Annotated in this window: 17 protein-coding genes and 1 pseudogene; 11 read left to right on the top strand and 7 right to left on the bottom strand. The window is 74.1% G+C overall.

Annotated features, from left to right (window positions below; translation table 11 throughout):
- Positions 1-119 precede the first annotated feature (119 nt).
- The 4 genes from ACQY0Z_RS16230 to cobI are packed head-to-tail and all read left to right on the top strand — an operon-like array spanning position 120 to position 4,907.
- The gene (locus ACQY0Z_RS16230; protein WP_189899636.1) at positions 120-2,120 is read left to right on the top strand and encodes a putative cobaltochelatase; all 2,001 of its coding nucleotides are present in this window, start codon (positions 120-122) and stop codon (positions 2,118-2,120) included.
- Positions 2,120-2,719 carry a cob(I)yrinic acid a,c-diamide adenosyltransferase gene (gene cobO / locus ACQY0Z_RS16225; RefSeq protein ID WP_189899634.1) on the top strand — a complete coding sequence of 200 codons (600 nt, stop codon included), beginning with the start codon at positions 2,120-2,122 and terminating at the stop codon, positions 2,717-2,719. The genes ACQY0Z_RS16230 and cobO overlap by 1 nt, the downstream gene beginning before the upstream one ends.
- On the top strand, positions 2,716-4,179 hold the full coding sequence (locus ACQY0Z_RS16220) for a cobyrinate a,c-diamide synthase (protein ID WP_439813364.1): 1,464 nt from the start codon (positions 2,716-2,718) through the stop codon (positions 4,177-4,179). The genes cobO and ACQY0Z_RS16220 overlap by 4 nt, the downstream gene beginning before the upstream one ends.
- Entirely contained in the window at positions 4,176-4,907 is a 732-nt protein-coding gene (gene cobI, locus ACQY0Z_RS16215; protein ID WP_189899632.1) for a precorrin-2 C(20)-methyltransferase, read from the top strand. Before ACQY0Z_RS16220 ends, cobI begins: the two co-directional genes overlap by 4 nt.
- A gap of 17 nt (positions 4,908-4,924) precedes the next feature.
- On the opposite strand, the gene ACQY0Z_RS16210 is transcribed toward cobI, so the two are convergent.
- Entirely contained in the window at positions 4,925-5,653 is a 729-nt protein-coding gene (locus ACQY0Z_RS16210; RefSeq protein ID WP_189899630.1) for a ZIP family metal transporter, read from the bottom strand.
- Positions 5,654-5,750: 97 nt separating this feature from the next.
- Between ACQY0Z_RS16210 and cobM the strand changes: the two genes are divergently transcribed.
- From cobM to cobC, 6 genes are read left to right on the top strand one after another with little or no spacing between them, the layout of a single operon-like run.
- Positions 5,751-6,569, top strand: coding sequence for a precorrin-4 C(11)-methyltransferase (gene cobM, locus ACQY0Z_RS16205; protein WP_189899628.1), 819 nt, complete (start codon positions 5,751-5,753; stop codon positions 6,567-6,569).
- Positions 6,566-7,801 (top strand): precorrin-6y C5,15-methyltransferase (decarboxylating) subunit CbiE, encoded by a 1,236-nt coding sequence (gene cbiE / locus ACQY0Z_RS16200; protein ID WP_439812454.1) that lies wholly within the window; start codon positions 6,566-6,568, stop codon positions 7,799-7,801. The genes cobM and cbiE overlap by 4 nt, the downstream gene beginning before the upstream one ends.
- Entirely contained in the window at positions 7,798-9,489 is a 1,692-nt protein-coding gene (gene cobJ, locus ACQY0Z_RS16195; RefSeq protein ID WP_439812453.1) for a precorrin-3B C(17)-methyltransferase, read from the top strand. Before cbiE ends, cobJ begins: the two co-directional genes overlap by 4 nt.
- Positions 9,486-10,073 (top strand): precorrin-8X methylmutase, encoded by a 588-nt coding sequence (locus ACQY0Z_RS16190; RefSeq protein ID WP_189899622.1) that lies wholly within the window; start codon positions 9,486-9,488, stop codon positions 10,071-10,073. The genes cobJ and ACQY0Z_RS16190 overlap by 4 nt, the downstream gene beginning before the upstream one ends.
- The gene (locus tag ACQY0Z_RS16185) at positions 10,070-10,990 is read left to right on the top strand and encodes a sirohydrochlorin chelatase (protein WP_254587600.1); all 921 of its coding nucleotides are present in this window, start codon (positions 10,070-10,072) and stop codon (positions 10,988-10,990) included. Before ACQY0Z_RS16190 ends, ACQY0Z_RS16185 begins: the two co-directional genes overlap by 4 nt.
- Positions 10,980-12,041: an Rv2231c family pyridoxal phosphate-dependent protein CobC gene (gene cobC / locus ACQY0Z_RS16180; protein ID WP_439812452.1), complete on the top strand. Its 1,062-nt coding sequence runs from the start codon at positions 10,980-10,982 to the stop codon at positions 12,039-12,041. Before ACQY0Z_RS16185 ends, cobC begins: the two co-directional genes overlap by 11 nt.
- Before the next feature lie 9 nt (positions 12,042-12,050).
- Here cobC and ACQY0Z_RS16175 read toward each other — a convergent pair.
- The 4 genes and pseudogenes from ACQY0Z_RS16175 to ACQY0Z_RS16160 form a co-directional block, all read right to left on the bottom strand.
- A pseudogene (locus ACQY0Z_RS16175) lies at positions 12,051-12,220 on the bottom strand (YciI family protein); the annotation flags it as partial.
- A 441-nt stretch (positions 12,221-12,661) separates the two neighbouring features.
- Positions 12,662-13,603 (bottom strand): SCO1860 family LAETG-anchored protein, encoded by a 942-nt coding sequence (locus tag ACQY0Z_RS16170; protein ID WP_381731063.1) that lies wholly within the window; start codon positions 13,601-13,603, stop codon positions 12,662-12,664.
- Positions 13,604-13,781: 178 nt separating this feature from the next.
- Entirely contained in the window at positions 13,782-14,873 is a 1,092-nt protein-coding gene (locus tag ACQY0Z_RS16165; RefSeq protein WP_189899614.1) for an amidohydrolase family protein, read from the bottom strand.
- A gap of 99 nt (positions 14,874-14,972) precedes the next feature.
- The gene (locus ACQY0Z_RS16160) at positions 14,973-15,260 is read right to left on the bottom strand and encodes a hypothetical protein (RefSeq protein WP_439812451.1); all 288 of its coding nucleotides are present in this window, start codon (positions 15,258-15,260) and stop codon (positions 14,973-14,975) included.
- A 188-nt stretch (positions 15,261-15,448) separates the two neighbouring features.
- On the opposite strand from ACQY0Z_RS16160, the gene ACQY0Z_RS16155 reads away from it, so the two are divergent.
- Positions 15,449-15,979: a hypothetical protein gene (locus ACQY0Z_RS16155; protein WP_347225535.1), complete on the top strand. Its 531-nt coding sequence runs from the start codon at positions 15,449-15,451 to the stop codon at positions 15,977-15,979.
- Positions 15,980-16,064: 85 nt separating this feature from the next.
- Here ACQY0Z_RS16155 and ACQY0Z_RS16150 read toward each other — a convergent pair whose 3' ends face one another.
- Both ACQY0Z_RS16150 and ACQY0Z_RS16145 read right to left on the bottom strand, forming a co-directional pair.
- The gene (locus ACQY0Z_RS16150) at positions 16,065-16,856 is read right to left on the bottom strand and encodes an amino acid ABC transporter ATP-binding protein (protein ID WP_189899612.1); all 792 of its coding nucleotides are present in this window, start codon (positions 16,854-16,856) and stop codon (positions 16,065-16,067) included.
- Positions 16,853-17,686, bottom strand: a complete 834-nt coding sequence (locus ACQY0Z_RS16145; protein WP_189899610.1) for an amino acid ABC transporter permease — start codon at positions 17,684-17,686, stop codon at positions 16,853-16,855. Before ACQY0Z_RS16145 ends, ACQY0Z_RS16150 begins: the two co-directional genes overlap by 4 nt.
- Between the last annotated feature and the right edge of the window lie 2 nt (positions 17,687-17,688).

Here is a 17,688-nt window from a genome sequence, read left to right as displayed (position 1 = left end):
CAGCGACCTGTGCCGCAGGACCACCCCCGCGCGTGCGAGGAGCAGAACCTCAGCCTGGCATCCAACCTTGCACCCGTCGCGCAGTCATCGCACCAACCACTCGAAGGAGTGATCACCGCGTGAGCACCCCCTATCCGTTCACAGCCGTCGTCGGCCAGGACGACCTGCGTCTGGCGCTGCTTCTCAACGCTGTGAGTCCAGCCGTCGGTGGCGTCCTTGTGCGTGGCGAGAAGGGGACCGCGAAAAGCACCGCCGTACGCGCTCTGGCCACGCTGCTCCCAGAGATTGGTGTCGTACCCGGGTGCCGTTTCTCCTGCGACCCGATTGCCCCTGACCCGACCTGTCCCGACGCGCCGCACGAGCCGGGTGTTGCCATGTCGCGGCCCGCCCGCATGGTCGAACTCCCCGTAGGCGCCTCCGAGGACCGGCTGGTCGGCGCACTCGACATCGAACGGGCGCTGGCCGAGGGCGTGAAGGCGTTCGAGCCGGGACTGCTGGCCGCCGCACACCGGGGAATCCTCTACGTCGACGAAGTCAACTTGCTGCACGACCACTTGGTCGACCTGTTGCTCGACGCTGCCGCCATGGGCGCCTCGTACATCGAGCGCGAGGGTGTCTCCGTACGGCATGCCGCCCGCTTTCTGCTCGTCGGGACCATGAACCCCGAGGAAGGCGAACTGCGGCCCCAGTTGCTGGACCGGTTCGGGCTGACCGTCGAGGTGGCCGCCTCCCGCGAGCCCGACCAGCGGGTGGAGGTCGTCCGACGGCGTCTGGCGTACGACGACGATCCGGCCGCCTTCGCCGCCTCTTGGGGCGACGAGGAGACCGCCGTACGGCAACGGATCGTCGCCGCACGCACGTTGTTGCCGCGGGTGCGCCTCGGTGACTCTGCGCTGCGGCAGATCGCCACGGTGTGCAGTGCATTCGAGGTCGACGGGATGCGGGCCGACATCGTGATGGCGCGTACGGCGACCGCTCTGGCGGCCTGGGCGGGGCGGACGGACGTACTCGCCGAGGATGTGCGGCAGGCGGCGCTGCTGGCCCTCCCCCACCGGCGGCGGCGCAATCCCTTCGACGCGCCGGGGCTGGACGAGGACAAGCTCGATCAGACGCTGGAGGAGTTCTCCGACTCCTCCGGGGACGACGACCCCGGCCCGGACGGGGACGGCGGCGGCCCCGGTGGGGGCGGTGGGCGGCCGGAGCCGGACGAGGGTCCCGCGGGTGACGGCGCCGACGCCGGCGCCCGGCCCGAGGAGGGTGAGGGTGAGCCCGCGCCCGGTGGGGCCGGGGAGCAGTCCCCCGTGCGGGCGGCGGAGCCCTTCCGTACCAAGGCGCTGAGCGTCCCCGGCATCGGTGAGGGGGCCGCCGGGCGGCGGTCGCGGGCGCGGACCGAGCACGGGCGGACGACGGGGGCGCGCCGGCCCCAGGGCGCGCTCACCAAGCTGCACCTGGCGGCGACCGTCCAGGCGGCGGCTCCGCATCAGCGGGCACGGGGGCGCTCGGGGCGGGGGCTCGTCGTGCGCCGGGACGATCTGCGGCAGGCGACCAGGGAGGGCCGCGAGGGCAACCTCGTGCTGTTCGTCGTGGACGCCTCCGGGTCGATGGCCGCGCGGCAGCGGATGAGCGCCGTGAAGGGCGCCGTGCTGTCGCTGCTGCTGGACGCCTATCAGCGGCGCGACAAGGTGGGTCTGGTGACCTTCCGGGGGTCGGCGGCCGATGTCGCGCTGCCGCCCACCTCGTCGGTGGACGCGGCGGCGGCCCGGCTGGAGTCGCTGCCGACCGGCGGACGCACCCCGCTGGCGGCGGGGCTGCTCAAGGCGCACGACGTGCTGCGGGTGGAGCGGCTGCGGGATCCCGCGCGCCGGGCGCTGGTCGTGGTGGTGACGGACGGACGGGCGACCGGTGGGCCCGAGCCGGTCGCACTGGCCTCGCGTGCGGCGCGGCTGTTCGCGGCGGAGGGCATCGCCTCCGTGGTCGTGGACTGCGAGTCGGGGCCGGTGCGGCTCGGGCTCGCCGGGCAGCTCGCGGATGAGCTGGGCGGGACCGCCGTGACGCTGGACGAGCTGCGGGCCGACTCGATCGCCGGTCTGGTGAAGGACGTGCAGAGGAGGGCCGCGTAGTGCCCAAGGGACAGCCGAGTGTCGTGCCGGACGACGGTCTGACGACGCGGCAGCGGAGGAACCGGCCGCTGGTCGTGGTGCACACGGGCGTCGGCAAGGGCAAGTCGACCGCCGCGTTCGGGCTGGCGTTGCGCGCCTGGAACCAGGGGTGGCCGGTCGGGGTGTTCCAGTTCGTCAAGTCGGCGAAGTGGAAGGTCGGCGAGGAGCGGGCGCTGCGGGTGCTCGGGGATTCCGGTGAGGGCGGGTCCGTCGCCTGGCACAAGATGGGCGAGGGCTGGTCCTGGGTGCAGCGCGACGCGCAGATGGACAACGAGGAGAAGGCCCGCGAGGGCTGGGAGCAGGTCAAGCGGGACCTCGCCGCCGAGACGTACAAGCTGTACGTGCTGGACGAGTTCGCCTACCCGATGCACTGGGGGTGGGTGGACACCGCCGAGGTCGTGTCCGTGCTGCGGGAGCGGCCGGGGACGCAGCATGTGGTGATCACGGGGCGTAACGCGCCGGCCGAGCTGGTCGATTTCGCGGATCTGGTGACCGACATGTCCAAGGTGAAGCATCCGATGGACGTCGGGCAGAAGGGGCAGAGGGGGATCGAGTGGTGACGGGGGTGGGCTCCGCCGGCTCCGTTCCCCGGCTGGTCGTCGCCGCGCCCTCCTCGGGGAGCGGGAAGACCACCGTCGCCACGGGGTTGATGGCCGCCCTGTCCGCGCGCGGGACGGCCGTGTCGCCGCACAAGGTCGGGCCCGACTACATCGACCCCGGCTATCACGCGCTCGCCACGGGGCGGGTGGGGCGGAACCTCGACGCGTACCTGTGCGGGGCCGAACTGGTGGCCCCGTTGTTCGCGCACGGCGCACGGGGGTGTGACATCGCCGTCGTCGAGGGCGTGATGGGGCTGTTCGACGGGGCCGCCGGGGAGGGGGAGCTGGCGTCCACCGCGCAGGTCGCGAAGGTGCTGCGGGCGCCGGTGGTGCTGGTGGTCGACGCGTCGGCGCAGGCTCGGTCGGTGGCGGCGCTGGTGCACGGGTTCGTGAGCTTTGATCCTGAGGTGCGGGTCGGGGGGGTGATTCTCAACAAGGTCGGGTCGGAGCGGCATGAGGGTCTGCTGCGGGAGGCGTTGGAGGCTGTCGGGGTTCCTGTGCTGGGGGTGTTGCGGCGGGGGGCTCGGGTGGAGACTCCGTCTCGGCATCTTGGGTTGGTGCCTGTGGCTGAGCGGGCGGCTGACGCCGTTGCCGCCGTTGACGCGATGGGGGCGATGGTCGCCGAGGGGTGTGATCTGGCCGGGCTTGTCGCCCTCGCTTCCAGTGCGGGGCCTCTCGTCGGTGCGGCTTGGGATGCGGATGAGGCGCTTGTTTCTTCTCCCCCGCCGCCCCTTCCCTTCCCGTCCCTGGGGGCTGCGCCCCCAGACCCCCCTGCCGGCCCTGGCGGGCCTCGTCCTCAAACGCCGGACGGGCTGACAATGCCGGTCGTCGCCCTCGCCGGTGGAGCCGCGTTCTCCTTTTCCTATGCCGAGCATGCCGAGTTGTTGACGGCCGCAGGAGCGGAGGTCGTCACCTTCGACCCCCTCCGCGACGAGGAGTTGCCCGAGGGGACCTCCGGGGTCGTCATCGGTGGGGGTTTTCCCGAGGTGTACGCCTCCGAGCTGTCCGCCAACGAGAGCCTGCGCAAGCAGATCGCCGAGCTGGCCGCGAGTGGCGCTCCCGTTGCCGCCGAGTGTGCCGGGTTGCTGTATCTGTGCCGGGAGTTGGACGGGATGCCCATGTGCGGCGTGCTGGACGCGTCCGCTCGGATGTCGGAGCGGTTGACGCTCGGGTATCGGGATGCCGTCGCCGTGAACGACAGCGTGCTGGCGGCGGCCGGGACGCGCATGCGGGGGCACGAGTTTCATCGGACCGTCGTCGAGCCGGGGGCCGGAAGCTCCCCCGCGTGGGGAGTGCGTGTGCCCGAGCGGCGGATCGAGGGGTTCGTCGTGGGCGGCGTGCACGCCAGTTATCTGCACACCCACTGGGCGTCGGCGCCCGGTGTCGCCCGTCGGTTCGTGGAGAGGTGCCGGACGTCATGAGCAGCAGGCTGATCGGGGTGGGCGTCGGGCCCGGGGACCCGGAACTGGTGACCGTCAAGGGGGTCAACGCGCTCCGGGCCGCCGATGTCGTCGTCGTGCCCGTGATGGACACGGGTGAGCGGGGGCGGGCCGAGGCGACCGTGCTGCACTACGTGCCCGCCGAGAAGGTCGTCCGGGTGGTGTTCGCGCTGAACGAGCGGACGGACCGGGCGCGGCGGGAGGCCGCCTGGGACGCCGCAGGCCAGCGGGTCGCCGGGATGCTGCGGGAGCGCCGCTCTGTGGCGTTCGCGACCATCGGGGACCCCAACGTCTATTCGACGTTCACCTATCTCGCGCAGACCGTCGGTGAGCTCGTGCCGGGGGTGGTGGTCGAGACCGTGCCCGGGATCACCGCCATGCAGGACCTCGCCGCCCGGTCCGGGGCCGTGCTGACCGAGGGGACCGAGCCGTTGACGCTGGTGCCGGTCACCGCCGGGAGTGCCGTGCTCAAGGAGGCACTGGCCGGGCCCGGCACGGTCGTCGCGTACAAGTTCGGGCGGCAGGCCGGTGAGGTCGCGGAGGTGCTGCGGGAGACCGGGCGGCTCGACGACGCCGTGTGGGGGTCCGCGCTGGGGCTGCCGGAGGAGTCCGTGCGGTCGGCGGCGGAGATGGACGGGACGCCGTTGCCGTATCTGTCGACGCTCATCGCGCCGCCCCGGCGGGGCGGCGGGCGGGGCGGCAAGCTGTGAACGGGACCGACGGGCGGTCAATGGGCCGCGCCTACGACCAGCCAGATGAACAGCACCCCGGCGACCGTGCACACGAGTGTGGAGCGGGCCGGGTGGGCGTGGTGGGCCTCGGGGAGGATCTCGGCCGCCGCGAGGTAGAGCAGCGCGCCGCCGAACAGGCCGAGGTAGCCGCCGAGCAGCGGCTCCGGGATCGTGAAGAACAGGGTGGACGCGGCGCCCGCGACCGGCGCCACCGCGTCCGCCCACAGCATCGCGAGGGCACGGCGGCGGGCGTTGCCGTAGGCGTGGGCGAGCGTGTACGTGTTGAAGCCGTCCGCGAAGTCGTGGGCGATCACGGCGACCGCGACGGCGGCGCCCATGCCCCCGCCGACCTGGAAGGCGGCGCCGATCGCCACGCCGTCCATCGCGCTGTGCCCGACCATCGCCGCCGCCGCGGTGAGGCCCACCTCCGGTGTGCGGCCGTGGTTCTCGGCCGCCCCGTGCGCCGCCTGACGGTGCGCGAGGAGCCGTTCCACCAGGTGGGCCAGCAGGAAGCCGGTGACGAAGAGGAGCAGCGCCACCGGCACGCCGTACAGCTCGGTGCCGGCGGCCTCCAGGGACTCCGGGAGGAGTTCCAGGCCGACCACGCCGAGCATCAGTCCGCCGGCCAGGCCCAGCACGAGGTGGCGGCGGTCGGTCACACGGTGTGCCGACCAGCCGCCGGCCAGCGTCATCAGGAACGCGCCCAGCGCGACGAGGACCGCCATGTGCTCTTCGTATCCGATCGGCCTGTGTCCGCGCACGCGTGACAGCCGCTCGGCCCCCCTTCGACTTCCGACCGTCTTCAGGGAAGGACCCTTTTCCATGTCCGACGCCCCCACCGGCAAGGTGACCTTCGTCGGGGCCGGTCCCGGCGCCGCCGATCTGCTGACGTTCCGCGCCGCGCGGGCCATCGCCGAGGCGGACGTGGTGATCTGGGCCGCCAGCCTGGTCCAGGCGGAGGTCCTGGAGCACGCGCGTGAGGACGCGGAGATCCTCGACTCGGCGACGATGTCGCTGGAGGACGTGGTGGCCGTGTACGCGCGGGCCCGTGACGAGGGGCTGAAGGTCGCGCGGATCCACTCGGGTGACCCCGCGCTGTGGGGCGGCACCCAGGAGCAGTTCGACCGGTGCGTGGAGCTGGGCATCGCCACGGAGATCGTGCCGGGGGTGTCGTCCTTCTCGGCGGTGGCGGCGCTCGCGGGGCGGGAGCTGACGATCCCGGAGGTGGCGCAGTCGGTGATCCTCACCCGGCTGGGCGGCGGGAAGACGCCGATGCCTCCGGGCGAGGAGGTGCGGGAGTTCGCGCGGCACGGCACCACGATGGCGGTGTTCCTGTCGGCGGCGCGGAGCGGGCAGCTGGTGCGGGAGCTGCTGGAGGGCGGCTATCCGACGTCCACGCCGGTCGTGGTGGCGTACCAGGCGACCTGGCCGGAGGAGCTGGTGGTGCGGTGCACGATCGGCACGCTGGAGGAGACCGTCAAGGAGCACAAGCTGTGGAAGCACACGCTGTTCCTGGTCGGCCCCGCCCTCGACGCGCACGGCACCCGCTCGCACCTGTACCACCCGGGCCACTTCCACGGCTTCCGCAAGGCCGACCCGCGGGCGCGCAGGGAGCTGCGGGAGCGGGGGGCGAGCACATGATCACCGTGGTGGGGACGGGTACGGGCGCGCCGGTCGGCCTGCCCGAGGTGGGGAAGGCCTCGCTCGTCGTCGGCGGGCGGCGGCATCTGGACGCCGTGGAGGTGCCGGAGGACGCCGAGCGGATCGTGCTGGGGCCGCTGGCTCCCGCGCTCGACACGATCGCCGCGTACGTGGCCGAGGAGCGGCCGGTGGTGGTGCTGGCCTCCGGTGATCCCGGGTTCTTCGGGATCGTGCGGGCGCTGGCCGAGCGGTTCGGTCCTGAGCGGCTGGACGTGCGGCCGGGGGTGTCGTCCGTGGCCGCCGCGTTCGCGCGGGCCGGGCTGCCGTGGGACGACGCGGTGGTCGTGAGCGCGCACGGGCGGAATCCGAGGACGGCGGTGAACGTGTGCCGGGCGCATCCGAAGGTCGCCGTGCTGACCGGGCCCGGCGCCGGTCCGGCCGAGCTGGGGGCGGCGCTGCGCGGTGAGCGGCGGGTGCTGGTCGTGGCGTCGGCGCTGGGGTCGGCCGGGGAGTCGGTGGAGCGGGTGACGCCCGAGGAGGCGGCAGGCCGGGACTGGGGTTCCGCGGTGAGCGTGGTGCTGTGTCTGGACGAGGAGCGGGCGCTGGGTCCTGTGCGTACGGTCGCGGGGCTCGGGGAGCGGCCGGCCGGATGGGCGCTGCCGGAGGCGGAGTTCGCGTACCGGGACTCGATGATCACCAAGTTCGAGGTGCGGGCGCTGGCGCTGGCGCGGCTGGGGCCTCGCCCGGGCGACCTGGTGTGGGACGTCGGCGCGGGGTCGGGGTCGGTGGCCGTGGAGTGCGCGCGGCTCGGCGCGGCCGTCGTGGCCGTGGAGCGGGACGCGGACGGTGCGGAGCGGGTACGCGCCAACGCCACCGCGCACGGGGTCGGCGTGACGGTCGTGCACGGGGAGGCGCCCGGGGCGCTGGACGGGCTGGGTGACGATCCGGACGCCGTGTTCGTCGGCGGCGGGGGCCGGGAGCTGCCGGCGGTCGTCGGCGCGTGCGCGCGCCGGGCGCGGCGGACGGTCGTCGTCGCGATGGCCGCGCTGGACCGGGTGCCGGCCGCGCGGGCCGCGCTGACCGACGCGGGTCTGGTCTGTGACGGCGTGCTGCTGCAGTCGTCGCGGCTGGCGCCGCTGCCGGGGGACGTGACCCGGCTGGCGGCCACCAATCCGGTTTTCCTGCTGTGGGGCGTCCGGCCCCCGGCGCACAGTGAAGGAGTCTGCGAGTGATCGGCCTCATCTCCGCCACGGCGGCGGGAGCGGCGGCGCGGGACCGGCTGGCAGCCGCCTGGCCGGACCGCACACGCGTGTACGGCGGTCCGGTGGCGGACGCGGTACGGGCCGCGTTCGCCGAGTGCGACCGGCTGGTGTGTTTCCTCGCCACCGGGGCCGTGGTGCGGCTGGTGGCGCCGTTGCTGCACGGCAAGGCGGACGACCCGGGCGTGGTGTGCGTGGACGAGGCCGGGCGGTTCGCGGTGTCGCTGCTCGGCGGGCACGGCGGCGGCGCGAACGCACTCGCCCGCGAGGTGGGCGAGGTGCTGGGCGCGGAGCCGGTGGTGACGACCGCGACGGACGCGGTGGGGCTGCCGGGTCTGGACACGCTGGGCCTCCCCGTGGAGGGCGATGTGGCGGCCGTGTCGCGGGCGCTGCTGGACGGGGAGGCGGTGGCGCTGCGCGCCGAGGTGACCTGGCCGCTGCCTCCGCTGCCGGTCGCCGACGAGGGCGCCTACACGGTCCGGGTGACGGACCGGCTGGTCGAACCGGCGGACGGGGAGGCTGTGTTGAGGCCGCCGACGCTCGTCGTCGGGGTGGGCGCGTCGAAGGGCGCCCCCGTCGAGGAGGTGCTCGGGCTCGTCGAGGAGGTGCTGCGGGAGGCGGGGCTGTCGGCGGCGTCCGTGGCCGCACTGGCCACCGTGGACGCCAAGGCCGGGGAGCCCGGGCTCGTGGAGGCCGCCCGGCGGCTCGGCGTGCCCCTGGTGACGCACCCGGCGGAGGAGCTGGCGCGGGTGGAGGTGCCGAACCCGTCGGACGCGCCGCTCGCCGCCGTCGGCACCCCCTCCGTCGCGGAGGCCGCCGCGCTCGTCGGCGGCGGTGAACTCCTCGTGCCGAAGCGGAAGTCGGCGGGCTCGGGAGGCTCCCCCGCCATGGCGACCTGTGCGGTCGTGCGGCGTCCGGGGCGAGGTCGGCTCGCGGTGGTCGGGCTGGGTCCCGGCGCGCGGGACCTGCTCACCCCCCGCGCCCGCGACGAACTGCGGCGCGCGTCGGTGCTGGTGGGGCTCGACCAGTACGTCGACCAGATCCGCGACCTGCTGCGGCCCGGCACACGCGTGCTGGAGTCGGGACTCGGCGCGGAGGAGGAGCGGGCGCGTACGGCAGTCGAGGAGGCCCGGCGCGGGCAGGCGGTCGCGCTGATCGGCAGCGGCGACGCGGGCGTCTACGCGATGGCGTCCCCGGCGCTCGCGGAGGCGTCCGACGACATCGACGTGATCGGCGTACCGGGGGTGACGGCGGCGCTCGCGGCGGGCGCGCTGCTCGGGGCGCCGCTGGGCCACGACCACGTGTCCGTCAGCCTGTCCGACCTGCACACGCCGTGGGAGGTCATCGAGCGGCGGGTGCGGGCGGCGGCCGAGGCGGACCTGGTGGTGACGTTCTACAACCCGCGCAGCCGGGGCCGTGACTGGCAGCTGCCGAAGGCGCTCGCCCTGCTCGCCGAACACCGGACGCCCGCCACCCCCGTCGGGGTCGTGCGGAACGCGTCCCGCGTGGACGAGTCGGTGCGGCTGACCACGCTGGCCGCGCTGGACCCGGCGACGGTCGACATGATGACGGTCGTGACCGTGGGCAACACGGCGACCCGGGAGATCGCGGGGCGCATGGTCACCCCGCGCGGCTACCGCTGGCAGGAGGAGACCCGGTGAACCGCGTGATCCACCCCATCGAGCAGGAGTCGTTCCGGCGGCTGCGCGCCCGTCTCGACACGTCCCGCTTCCCGCCGCTGACGCGGGCGGTCGTGGAGCGGGTCGTGCACTCCTCCGCCGACCTGGAGTACGCCGCCGACCTCGTCATGGACGAGGCCGAACTGGAGCGCGCGCACGCCGCGTTGCACGCGGGCGCGCCCGTCGTCGCGGACGTGGAGATGGTCGCGGCCGGGATCACCCGCCGGGAGACCGTCTGCCGGCTGCGCGAAGCGCGGTCCGGGCCGGGACTGACCCGGTCCGCGCACGCCGTGCGGCTCGCGTACGAGGAGGTCGGGCCCGGCGCCCTGTGGGTGATCGGGTGCGCGCCCACCGCGCTGGAGGAGCTGCTGACCCTGGACGCCTCCCCCGCGCTGGTGATCGGCCTGCCCGTCGGGTTCGTCGGCGCGGCCGAGTCCAAGGCGGCGCTGCGGGAGAGCGGACTGCCCGCCGTGAGCAACGTGTCCGAGAAGGGCGGGTCGGCGGTCGCCGCCGCCGCGCTCAACGCCCTGCTGTACCACCCCGTTTCGACCGAGGAGACCCTGTGACCACCCCGCCCGCCCTGCTTATCGCCGGCCACGGCACCCGGGACGACGCCGGAGCGGAGGCGTTCCGCGCCTTCGTGCGGGAACTGGGCCGCCGCCGGCCCGGCCTGCCCGTCGCGGGCGGCTTCATCGAACTGTCCCCGCCTCCGCTGGGCGAGGCCGTCGCCGAACTGGTGGAGCGGGGGGTGCGGCGGTTCGCGGCCGTGCCGCTGATGCTGGTGTCCGCCGGGCACGCCAAGGGCGACATCCCGGCCGCGCTGGCCCGCGAGAAGGAACGCCACCCCGGCGTCTCGTACACGTACGGCCGTCCCCTGGGCCCGCACCCCGCGCTGCTGCGGGTGCTGGAGCGGCGGCTCGCCGAGGCGGTGGACCCGTCCTGGGACCCCGCCGAGGTGACGGTGCTGCTGGTGGGACGCGGGTCGACGGACCCGGACGCCAACGCGGAGGTGTTCAAGGCGGCCCGGCTGCTGTGGGAGGGGCGCGGGTACGCGGGCGTGGAGACGGCGTTCGTGTCGCTGGCGAAGCCGGACGTGCCGGGCGGTCTCGACCGGTGCGCACGGCTCGGGGCGCGGCGGATCGTCGTGCTGCCGTACTTCCTGTTCACCGGCATCCTGCCGGACCGGGTGCGGACGCAGACGGAGGAGTGGGCCGCGGCGCACCCGGACGCCGAGGTGCGGTCGGCGGACGTCATCGGCCCGGAGCCGGAGCTGCTGGACCTGGTCCTGGAGCGGTACGAGGAGGCCGTGAAGGGCGATCTGCGGATGAACTGCGACTCCTGCGTGTACCGGATCGCGCTGCCCGGGTTCGAGGACAAGGTGGGGCTGCCGCAGCAGCCGCATTTCCACCCGGACGACGACGGGCACCACGACGGGCACCATCACGGTCATGGTCACGCGCACGCCCACAGTCATGCCCACTGAGCCGGGGCCGCTTCACGACCTGCGTCATCACGGCGACGCCGAGGTCCGTGACGACGGCGGCACGCTCGTCGACCTCGCGGTCAACGTCCGCGCGGACACGCCCCCGGCGTGGCTGCGGGACCGTATCGCCGCGTCGCTGGCGGGGCTCGCCGCCTACCCGGACGGGCGGGACGCGCGGGCCGCGGTCGCGGCGCGGCACGGACTGCCGGTGGAGCGGGTGCTGCTGACGGCGGGCGCGGCGGAGGCGTTCGTGCTGCTGGCGCGGGCGCTGAAGGTGTCGCGGCCGGTGGTGGTGCACCCGCAGTTCACGGAGCCGGAGGCGGCGCTGCGGGACGCGGGGCACACGGTGGACCGGGTGCTGCTGCGGGAGGCCGACGGCTTCCGCCTCGACCCGGCGGCGGTCCCGGAGGACGCGGACCTGGTGGTGATCGGCAACCCGACCAACCCGACGTCGGTGCTGCACCCGGCGTCCTCGGTCGCCCAACTCGCCCGTCCTGGGCGGACGCTGGTGGTGGACGAGGCGTTCATGGACGCGGTGCCGGGCGAACGGGAGGCGCTGGCGGGGCGGACGGACGTCCCGGGGCTGGTGGTGCTGCGCAGCCTGACGAAGACGTGGGGGCTGGCGGGCCTGCGCATCGGGTACGTGCTGGCGGCCCCGGAGACCGTCGCTGAGCTGGAGCGGGCGCAGCCGCTGTGGCCGGTGTCCACGCCGGCGCTGGCGGCGGCGGAGGCGTGTGTGGCGCCCGCGGCGCTGGCGGAGGCGGAGGAGGCGGCGGGGGCGATTGCGGCGGACCGCGCGTTTCTGCTCGCAGGGTTGCGGGATTTCGCGCCGTTCGGCGTGAGGGTGGTGGAGCCGGCGGAGGCTCCCTTCGTGCTGGTGCGCGTCCCGGACGCGGCGGGGGTCCGCCGACGGCTGCGCACGCTTGGCTATGCGGCCCGGCGCGGGGATACGTTCCCGGGGCTTGACGGGGACTGGCTGCGCCTGGCGGTGCGGGACCGGGGGACGACGGAGGGGTTCCTGGGGGCCCTGGGGCGGGTGCTGAGGGCCTGACGTCGACTGTGACGGACGGCCGCCGGACTGCCAGTTGTGCACCTCGATGTCGGCGTACCGGTCCGGGGTGAGGATGGCGCGGGCCGTGGTCGGGTCGGTGCTCGGACCAGGGCCGCGGTGCCCGGCCAGGTGGCACCGTCGTCCGACGGCAGCGGTCCGTGGGCGATCACCTGCTGGCGGTAGCGGTCCGCAGTTCCCCGCGCCCCTTGAGTACGCCTGCGCCACGGCCGCCGGCAGTGTCCCGCCGCCGCAGCGCGAGCCGCCCGCCGCTGCGGGCAGTTGAGCCCCCAGTGCCTCAAGGGCCTGGGAGGTGCCCCCAGGGCGATGGGGGTACTTCCCCCTCGAGCGAAGCCGAGAGTAAGGGAGGGTGGGCGCAGGGTCACCTCTACGACGCCGGGTGCGGGCAATCCGTGGCCGGTCGCGCAGTTCCCCGCGCCCCCTTGGTGGCGTCTCCGCCGCAGGCGCTGAAAGGGACCCGCCGCCGCTGCGGGCAGTCGTGCCGCTGGGGCGGCACGGGTGGGCGCAGCGGCACCCTCAGCGGCGCGCCTCTGTTGCAGCGCCCCCCAGGCACCGGCGGGTGCGGGGCGCGAAGTGTACCCCGCACCCCCGACCCCCTCGGGTCAGTTCCTCCGCCCCCGCCGCGACATCAGCACCGCTCCCCCGCCCGCCGCCAGCAGCGCCACCGCGCCCGCTGCCACGTACGGCGTCGCGGAATCCCCGCCGGTTTCCGCGAGGTTGGTCTCCGCTCGGGCGCCCTGGGGTTCGACCGCGGGGTCCGCCTTCTCGGGTGACCCGGGGGCCTCGGGGGCGGCGGCCTCCGGAGCCTCCTCAGCAGCAGCCGCCGCAGGCGTCTCGCACTTCGACGCCGCCAGCGTCAACCGCCCCTCCACCTCCGCCACGTTCAGCTTGGCCGGATTCACGGACACCTCCAGCTTCAGCGCGGTCGCCGCCGCCGTCGACGTCGTCGTCTCGGTCGTGGACAGGTCGAGGCGGACCGTCCCCACCCCCGGCACCTCGACGTGCGTCGGGCCGCCCGCGCTCAGCGAGACCCGCTTGCCGAGGACGGTGACCGCGGCGGGCAGGGTGACCGAGGCGTGCGGGGTCCGGCCCACCTCGCAGACCGCCTTGGAGCTGACCGCCTCCAGTTCGACGAGCGACAGCAGCGGCAGTCCGGGGACGTGCAGGCGGGCGTCGGCGAGGGTGGTGGACGCCTCCGCCCTGTCCCCCTCGACGGTGGCGACCGCGTCGGCCACCTCGGCGCGCAGCACGCTGAACGGCTTGCCGTGGTTCACGCCGTCGAGCGTGGCGGTGAGGGCCGTCTGCCGCGCGCTCTCCGGCGCCTCGACCTCGTTGAGGGAGACGGTGAGCGGGACCTGCACCGACTTGTTGAGGAGGGACACGTCGAGGTCGGTGCGCAGCACGGAGGCGCTCGCGTGGCCGTGGCCCTCGGTGGCGTACGCCGGCGCGGCGCCGACGAGGGCGACGGGTCCCGCAGCGATGGCACAGGCGACTGCGGCGGTGGACCAACGGCGGGCAGACGTACGGGAGTTGATGGTGTACAAGGTGGTGGGACCCCCATGAGATGTTGCTGGGACCCGGAAAGAATGTCCGCGCCCGCGCCGTCCCGTCAGCGATCCGGCGACTCTTCACCCCTTCGGGGAAGATCGGACAGCATTTTCGATTTTCGGGGTACGGCTGTTCCCCACCGTCACCCCCCGGGGCCCCACCGGTGGGCGCGTCCTACGCGACGACGCGCCCGTCGAGCACCACCCGGCGCGGAGCGGTGAGCACCCGCAGGTCCGCGCGCGGGTCGGCGTCGTGGACCACCAGATCGGCCGGGGCGCCCTCCTCCAGACCGGGGCGGCCGAGCCACGCCCTGGCCTTCCAGGTGCCGGCGGCGAGCGCCTCGACGGGCGGGAGTCCGGCCTTGGCCAGTTCCGCCACCTCCTCGGCGGCGAGCCCGTGCGGGAGGGTGCCGCCGGCGTCGGTGCCGACGAAGACGGGGATGCCGGCGTCGTAGGCGGAGCGCACGGTGTCGTAGCGGCGCTCGTGGAGCCGGCGCATATGGGCGGACCAGCGCGGGAACTTGCTCTCGCCGCCGTCCGCGAGCGCGGGGAAGGTGGCGATGTTGACCAGGGTGGGGACGATCGCGACGCCCCTTTCGGCGAACAGCGGGATGGTGTCGTCGGTGAGCCCGGTGGCGTGCTCGACGCAGTCGATGCCCGCCTCGACGAGGTCGCGCAGGGAGTCCTCGGCGAAGCAGTGGGCGGTGACGCGGGCGCCCAGCCGGTGTGCCTCGGCGATGGCCGCCTCCACGGCGCCGCGCGGCCAGCAGGCCGACAGGTCGCCCAGGTCGCGGTCGATCCAGTCGCCGACCAGCTTCACCCAGCCGTCGCCACGCCGGGCCTCCTGGGCGACGTACGCGGCGAGGTCGTCGGGCTCGACCTCCCAGGCGTAGTTGCGGATGTACCGGCGGGTGCGGGCGATGTGCCGCCCGGCCCGGATGATCTTCGGGAGGTCCTCGCGGTCGTCGATCCACCGGGTGTCGGAGGGCGATCCGGCGTCGCGCAGCAGCAGCGCGCCCGCGTCCCGGTCGGTGAGGGCCTGCTTCTCCGCGACGTCCTCGGGGACGGCGCCGTGCCGGTCGAGACCCACGTGGCAGTGGGCGTCGACCAGGCCGGGCAGCACCCAGCCGTCGACGGTCCGGACGTCACGGGCGCGGGCGGGACGGTCGTAGGAGATGCGTCCGTCGACCACCCACAGCTCGTCGCGGACCTCGTCCGGGCCGACGAGGATCCGCCCCTTCACGTGCAGCACCGCCTGATCGCTCATGCCCCGCACGATAGTTCGTCGCCCGCGGCCCCGTCCGGGCGCTCCCGCCGCCACCGGCCCTCCTGTCACGGACGGTCGTTCTTCCTGGAGCCGGCCCGCTCACTCGACGATCCGATGTTCGAGATCCGGGTCCGCGTCGGCCTCCTCGACATGCGCCTGTACGACGTCCATGACCCCGGCGAGCCGCGGGCGGCGGCCGGCCGGGCGGAGCACGCGGTCGAGGTGGCGTGGGCATCCACTCCCCGTATCCGCTGGCAGCGTGCCGGAGGGGCCGCCGGGCTGCGGGAGGCGGCGGGTGGGTCCGACGCCGCGCGGGAGCCGGCCGGTGAGGCGGCCGCCGTACGGGCCCGCGCCGGGGCTGAGACCGCGGAGCGCACCGTACCTCATGGCTGTGCACACCTGTGTACCGCCTGTGTGCCGGCCGTATTACGGCGGGTGACACAGTGCCTGTCGGTGACGTGACGCACCGGCAGGCACGCGTGCCTCCCTGGCGTATCGCCGTCACCGACGTCAAGTGAGCGTCCGGGCCGTCGTCCCGGGCGGTCTCTTCAGTGAGACTTCAGGGGGAACACCCAGTGGGACACAAGGGACGCGCCGTTCTCGCGGCCGCCGCGGTCATCACCGTCGGACTCGGACTGTCGGCGTGCAACGAGGACGGCGACGGGGACGCGGCGGCGAAGGAGTCGCCGGTGGCCTCGGTGTCGGCGCAGGCCCCGGCGTCGGCGGAGCCGGCCGAGGAGAGCCCCGCGGCCGGCGGTGACGTCACCGCCCCCGGCACGAAGCTCACGGTCGGCGACCGGGCCGTCCTGCCGTTCGAGTACACGAGCGAGAAGAAGAAGGTGGAGAACGTCGGCGGCACCGACCTGTCCTACGCCTCGCTCAAGCTGGACGGCGACCTGGAGGGCGGCGCCGGCACGGGGGTCGTCCTGATCGGCGACCTCCCCGGCAAGTGCGAGCGGGAGTCCGCGCCGGCCGACTTCACGACCAAGGGCGCGTCGTTCGAGACCTGCTCGCTGAGCGCGACGAAGACCGCGCCGGTCGTCGCGGCGTCGTTCGACGAGGGTGACGCCTACGAGGACGAGCCGGTCGTCTGGGCCGCCGGCTGAGAGCTGCCGCCGCACGGGGGTCCGCCCTCCCGGAGCGCCCTGCGGGGCGGGCCTCCGGGAGGGCGGCTCTTGCCGTACAGCGCGTCTAGCCGGACTTCCCCACCTGGTCCGACGTCTCCTCCTCGACCTCCGCCATGGCCGGGTCGAGGAGCCGGGACAGGAAGTGCCGGGTGCGCTCGTGCTGGGGCGCCCCGATGACCCGCTCGGGGGTGCCGTCCTCGACGACCACGCCGCCGTCCATGAAGACGACCCGGTCGGCGACCTCGCGGGCGAAGGTCATCTCGTGGGTGACGACCATCATCGTCATGCCCTCGTCGGCGAGCATCCGCATCACCGCGAGGACGTCGCCGACCAGTTCGGGGTCGAGCGCCGAGGTGGGCTCGTCGAACAGCATCACCTCGGGGCCCATGGCGAGCGCCCGGGCGATGGCGACGCGCTGCTGCTGGCCGCCGGAGAGGGAGGACGGGTAGGCGTCCGCCTTCTCGGCGAGGCCGACCCGCTCCAGGTTCTGCGCGGCGACCTTCGCGGCCTCCGCCTTGCCGCGCCTGAGCACGCGACGCTGCGGCAGGGTGAGGTTCTCCGTCACGGTCAGGTGCGGGAACAGGTTGAACTGCTGGAACACCATGCCGATACGCCGGCGTGCGGCGTCGATGTCGACGTCCGGGTCGGTCAGCTCGATGCCGCCGACGAAGACCTGGCCCTCGGTGGGCTCCTCCAGGAGGTTCACGCAGCGCAGGAGCGTGGACTTGCCGGAGCCGGACGGGCCGATGACGCAGACGACCTCACCCTGGCCGATCTCCAGGTCGATGCCGCGCAGCACATGGTTGTCGCCGAACGACTTGTGCAGTCCGCTGACGCGGATCTCGGGGCGGCTCATCTGACGGCCTCCTGAGCCTTGGCCTCCATGCGGCGCACGACGAAGCCGAGCGGGATGGTGATCAGCAGGTAGCACAGGCCGGCCACCAGGATGGGCGTGGAGTTGGCGGTCTGGCTGGCCAGGTCGCGGCCGTACTTGGACAGCTCGCGCTCCTCCAGGGTGACGCCGAGGAACAGCACCAGCGAGGAGTCCTTGAACAGCAGGACCAGTTCGTTGGTGAGCGGCGGCAGGATGATCCGGAAGGCCTGCGGGATGATGATCGACACCATGGCGCGGCCGGGTGAGAAGCCCAGCGAGCGGGCCGCCTCCATCTGCCCCTTGGGCACGGCCTGGATGCCGGCCCGGATGGTCTCCGCCATGTAGGCGGCGGCCACCAGGCCGAGCGCGAGGGCGACCTTGCCGTACGTGCCGCCGATGATCTCCGTGCCGGGGAAGGCGAGCGGGACGGCGACGCCGATGAAGATGAAGATCAGCAGGGCGGGCAGGCCGCGGAAGATCTCGATGTAGATGCCGGCCAGCCAGCGGTAGGGGCCGACGGACGACAGCCGCATCAGGGCGATGACCATGCCGAGCGCGAGGCCGACGCCGAAGCCGGTCACCGTGTAGAGGACGGTGTTCTTCAGCGCGAGCGTGATGACCTCGGGGAACATCCGCTCGGCGATCTCGGCCTGCGCGAACTGGTTCTGCAGCCGTCCCCAGTCGGCCGTGACGCCGAAGGCGGTCACGGCCGCGACGAACACGGCGTACTGGATGCCGCGCGAGATGCTCCGCTTCTGGCGCCGGGTCAGGCCCTTCCGCCGGGGGACGGGCGTCTTCTCCGTGTCGGCCATGA

This window comes from Streptomyces sp. P9-2 (genome assembly GCF_051903975.1).
GTDB lineage: Bacteria > Actinomycetota > Actinomycetes > Streptomycetales > Streptomycetaceae > Streptomyces > Streptomyces cellulosae.
Note: the sequence above shows the minus strand (reverse complement) of the source record. Positions and strands in the feature narration are given on the sequence as shown.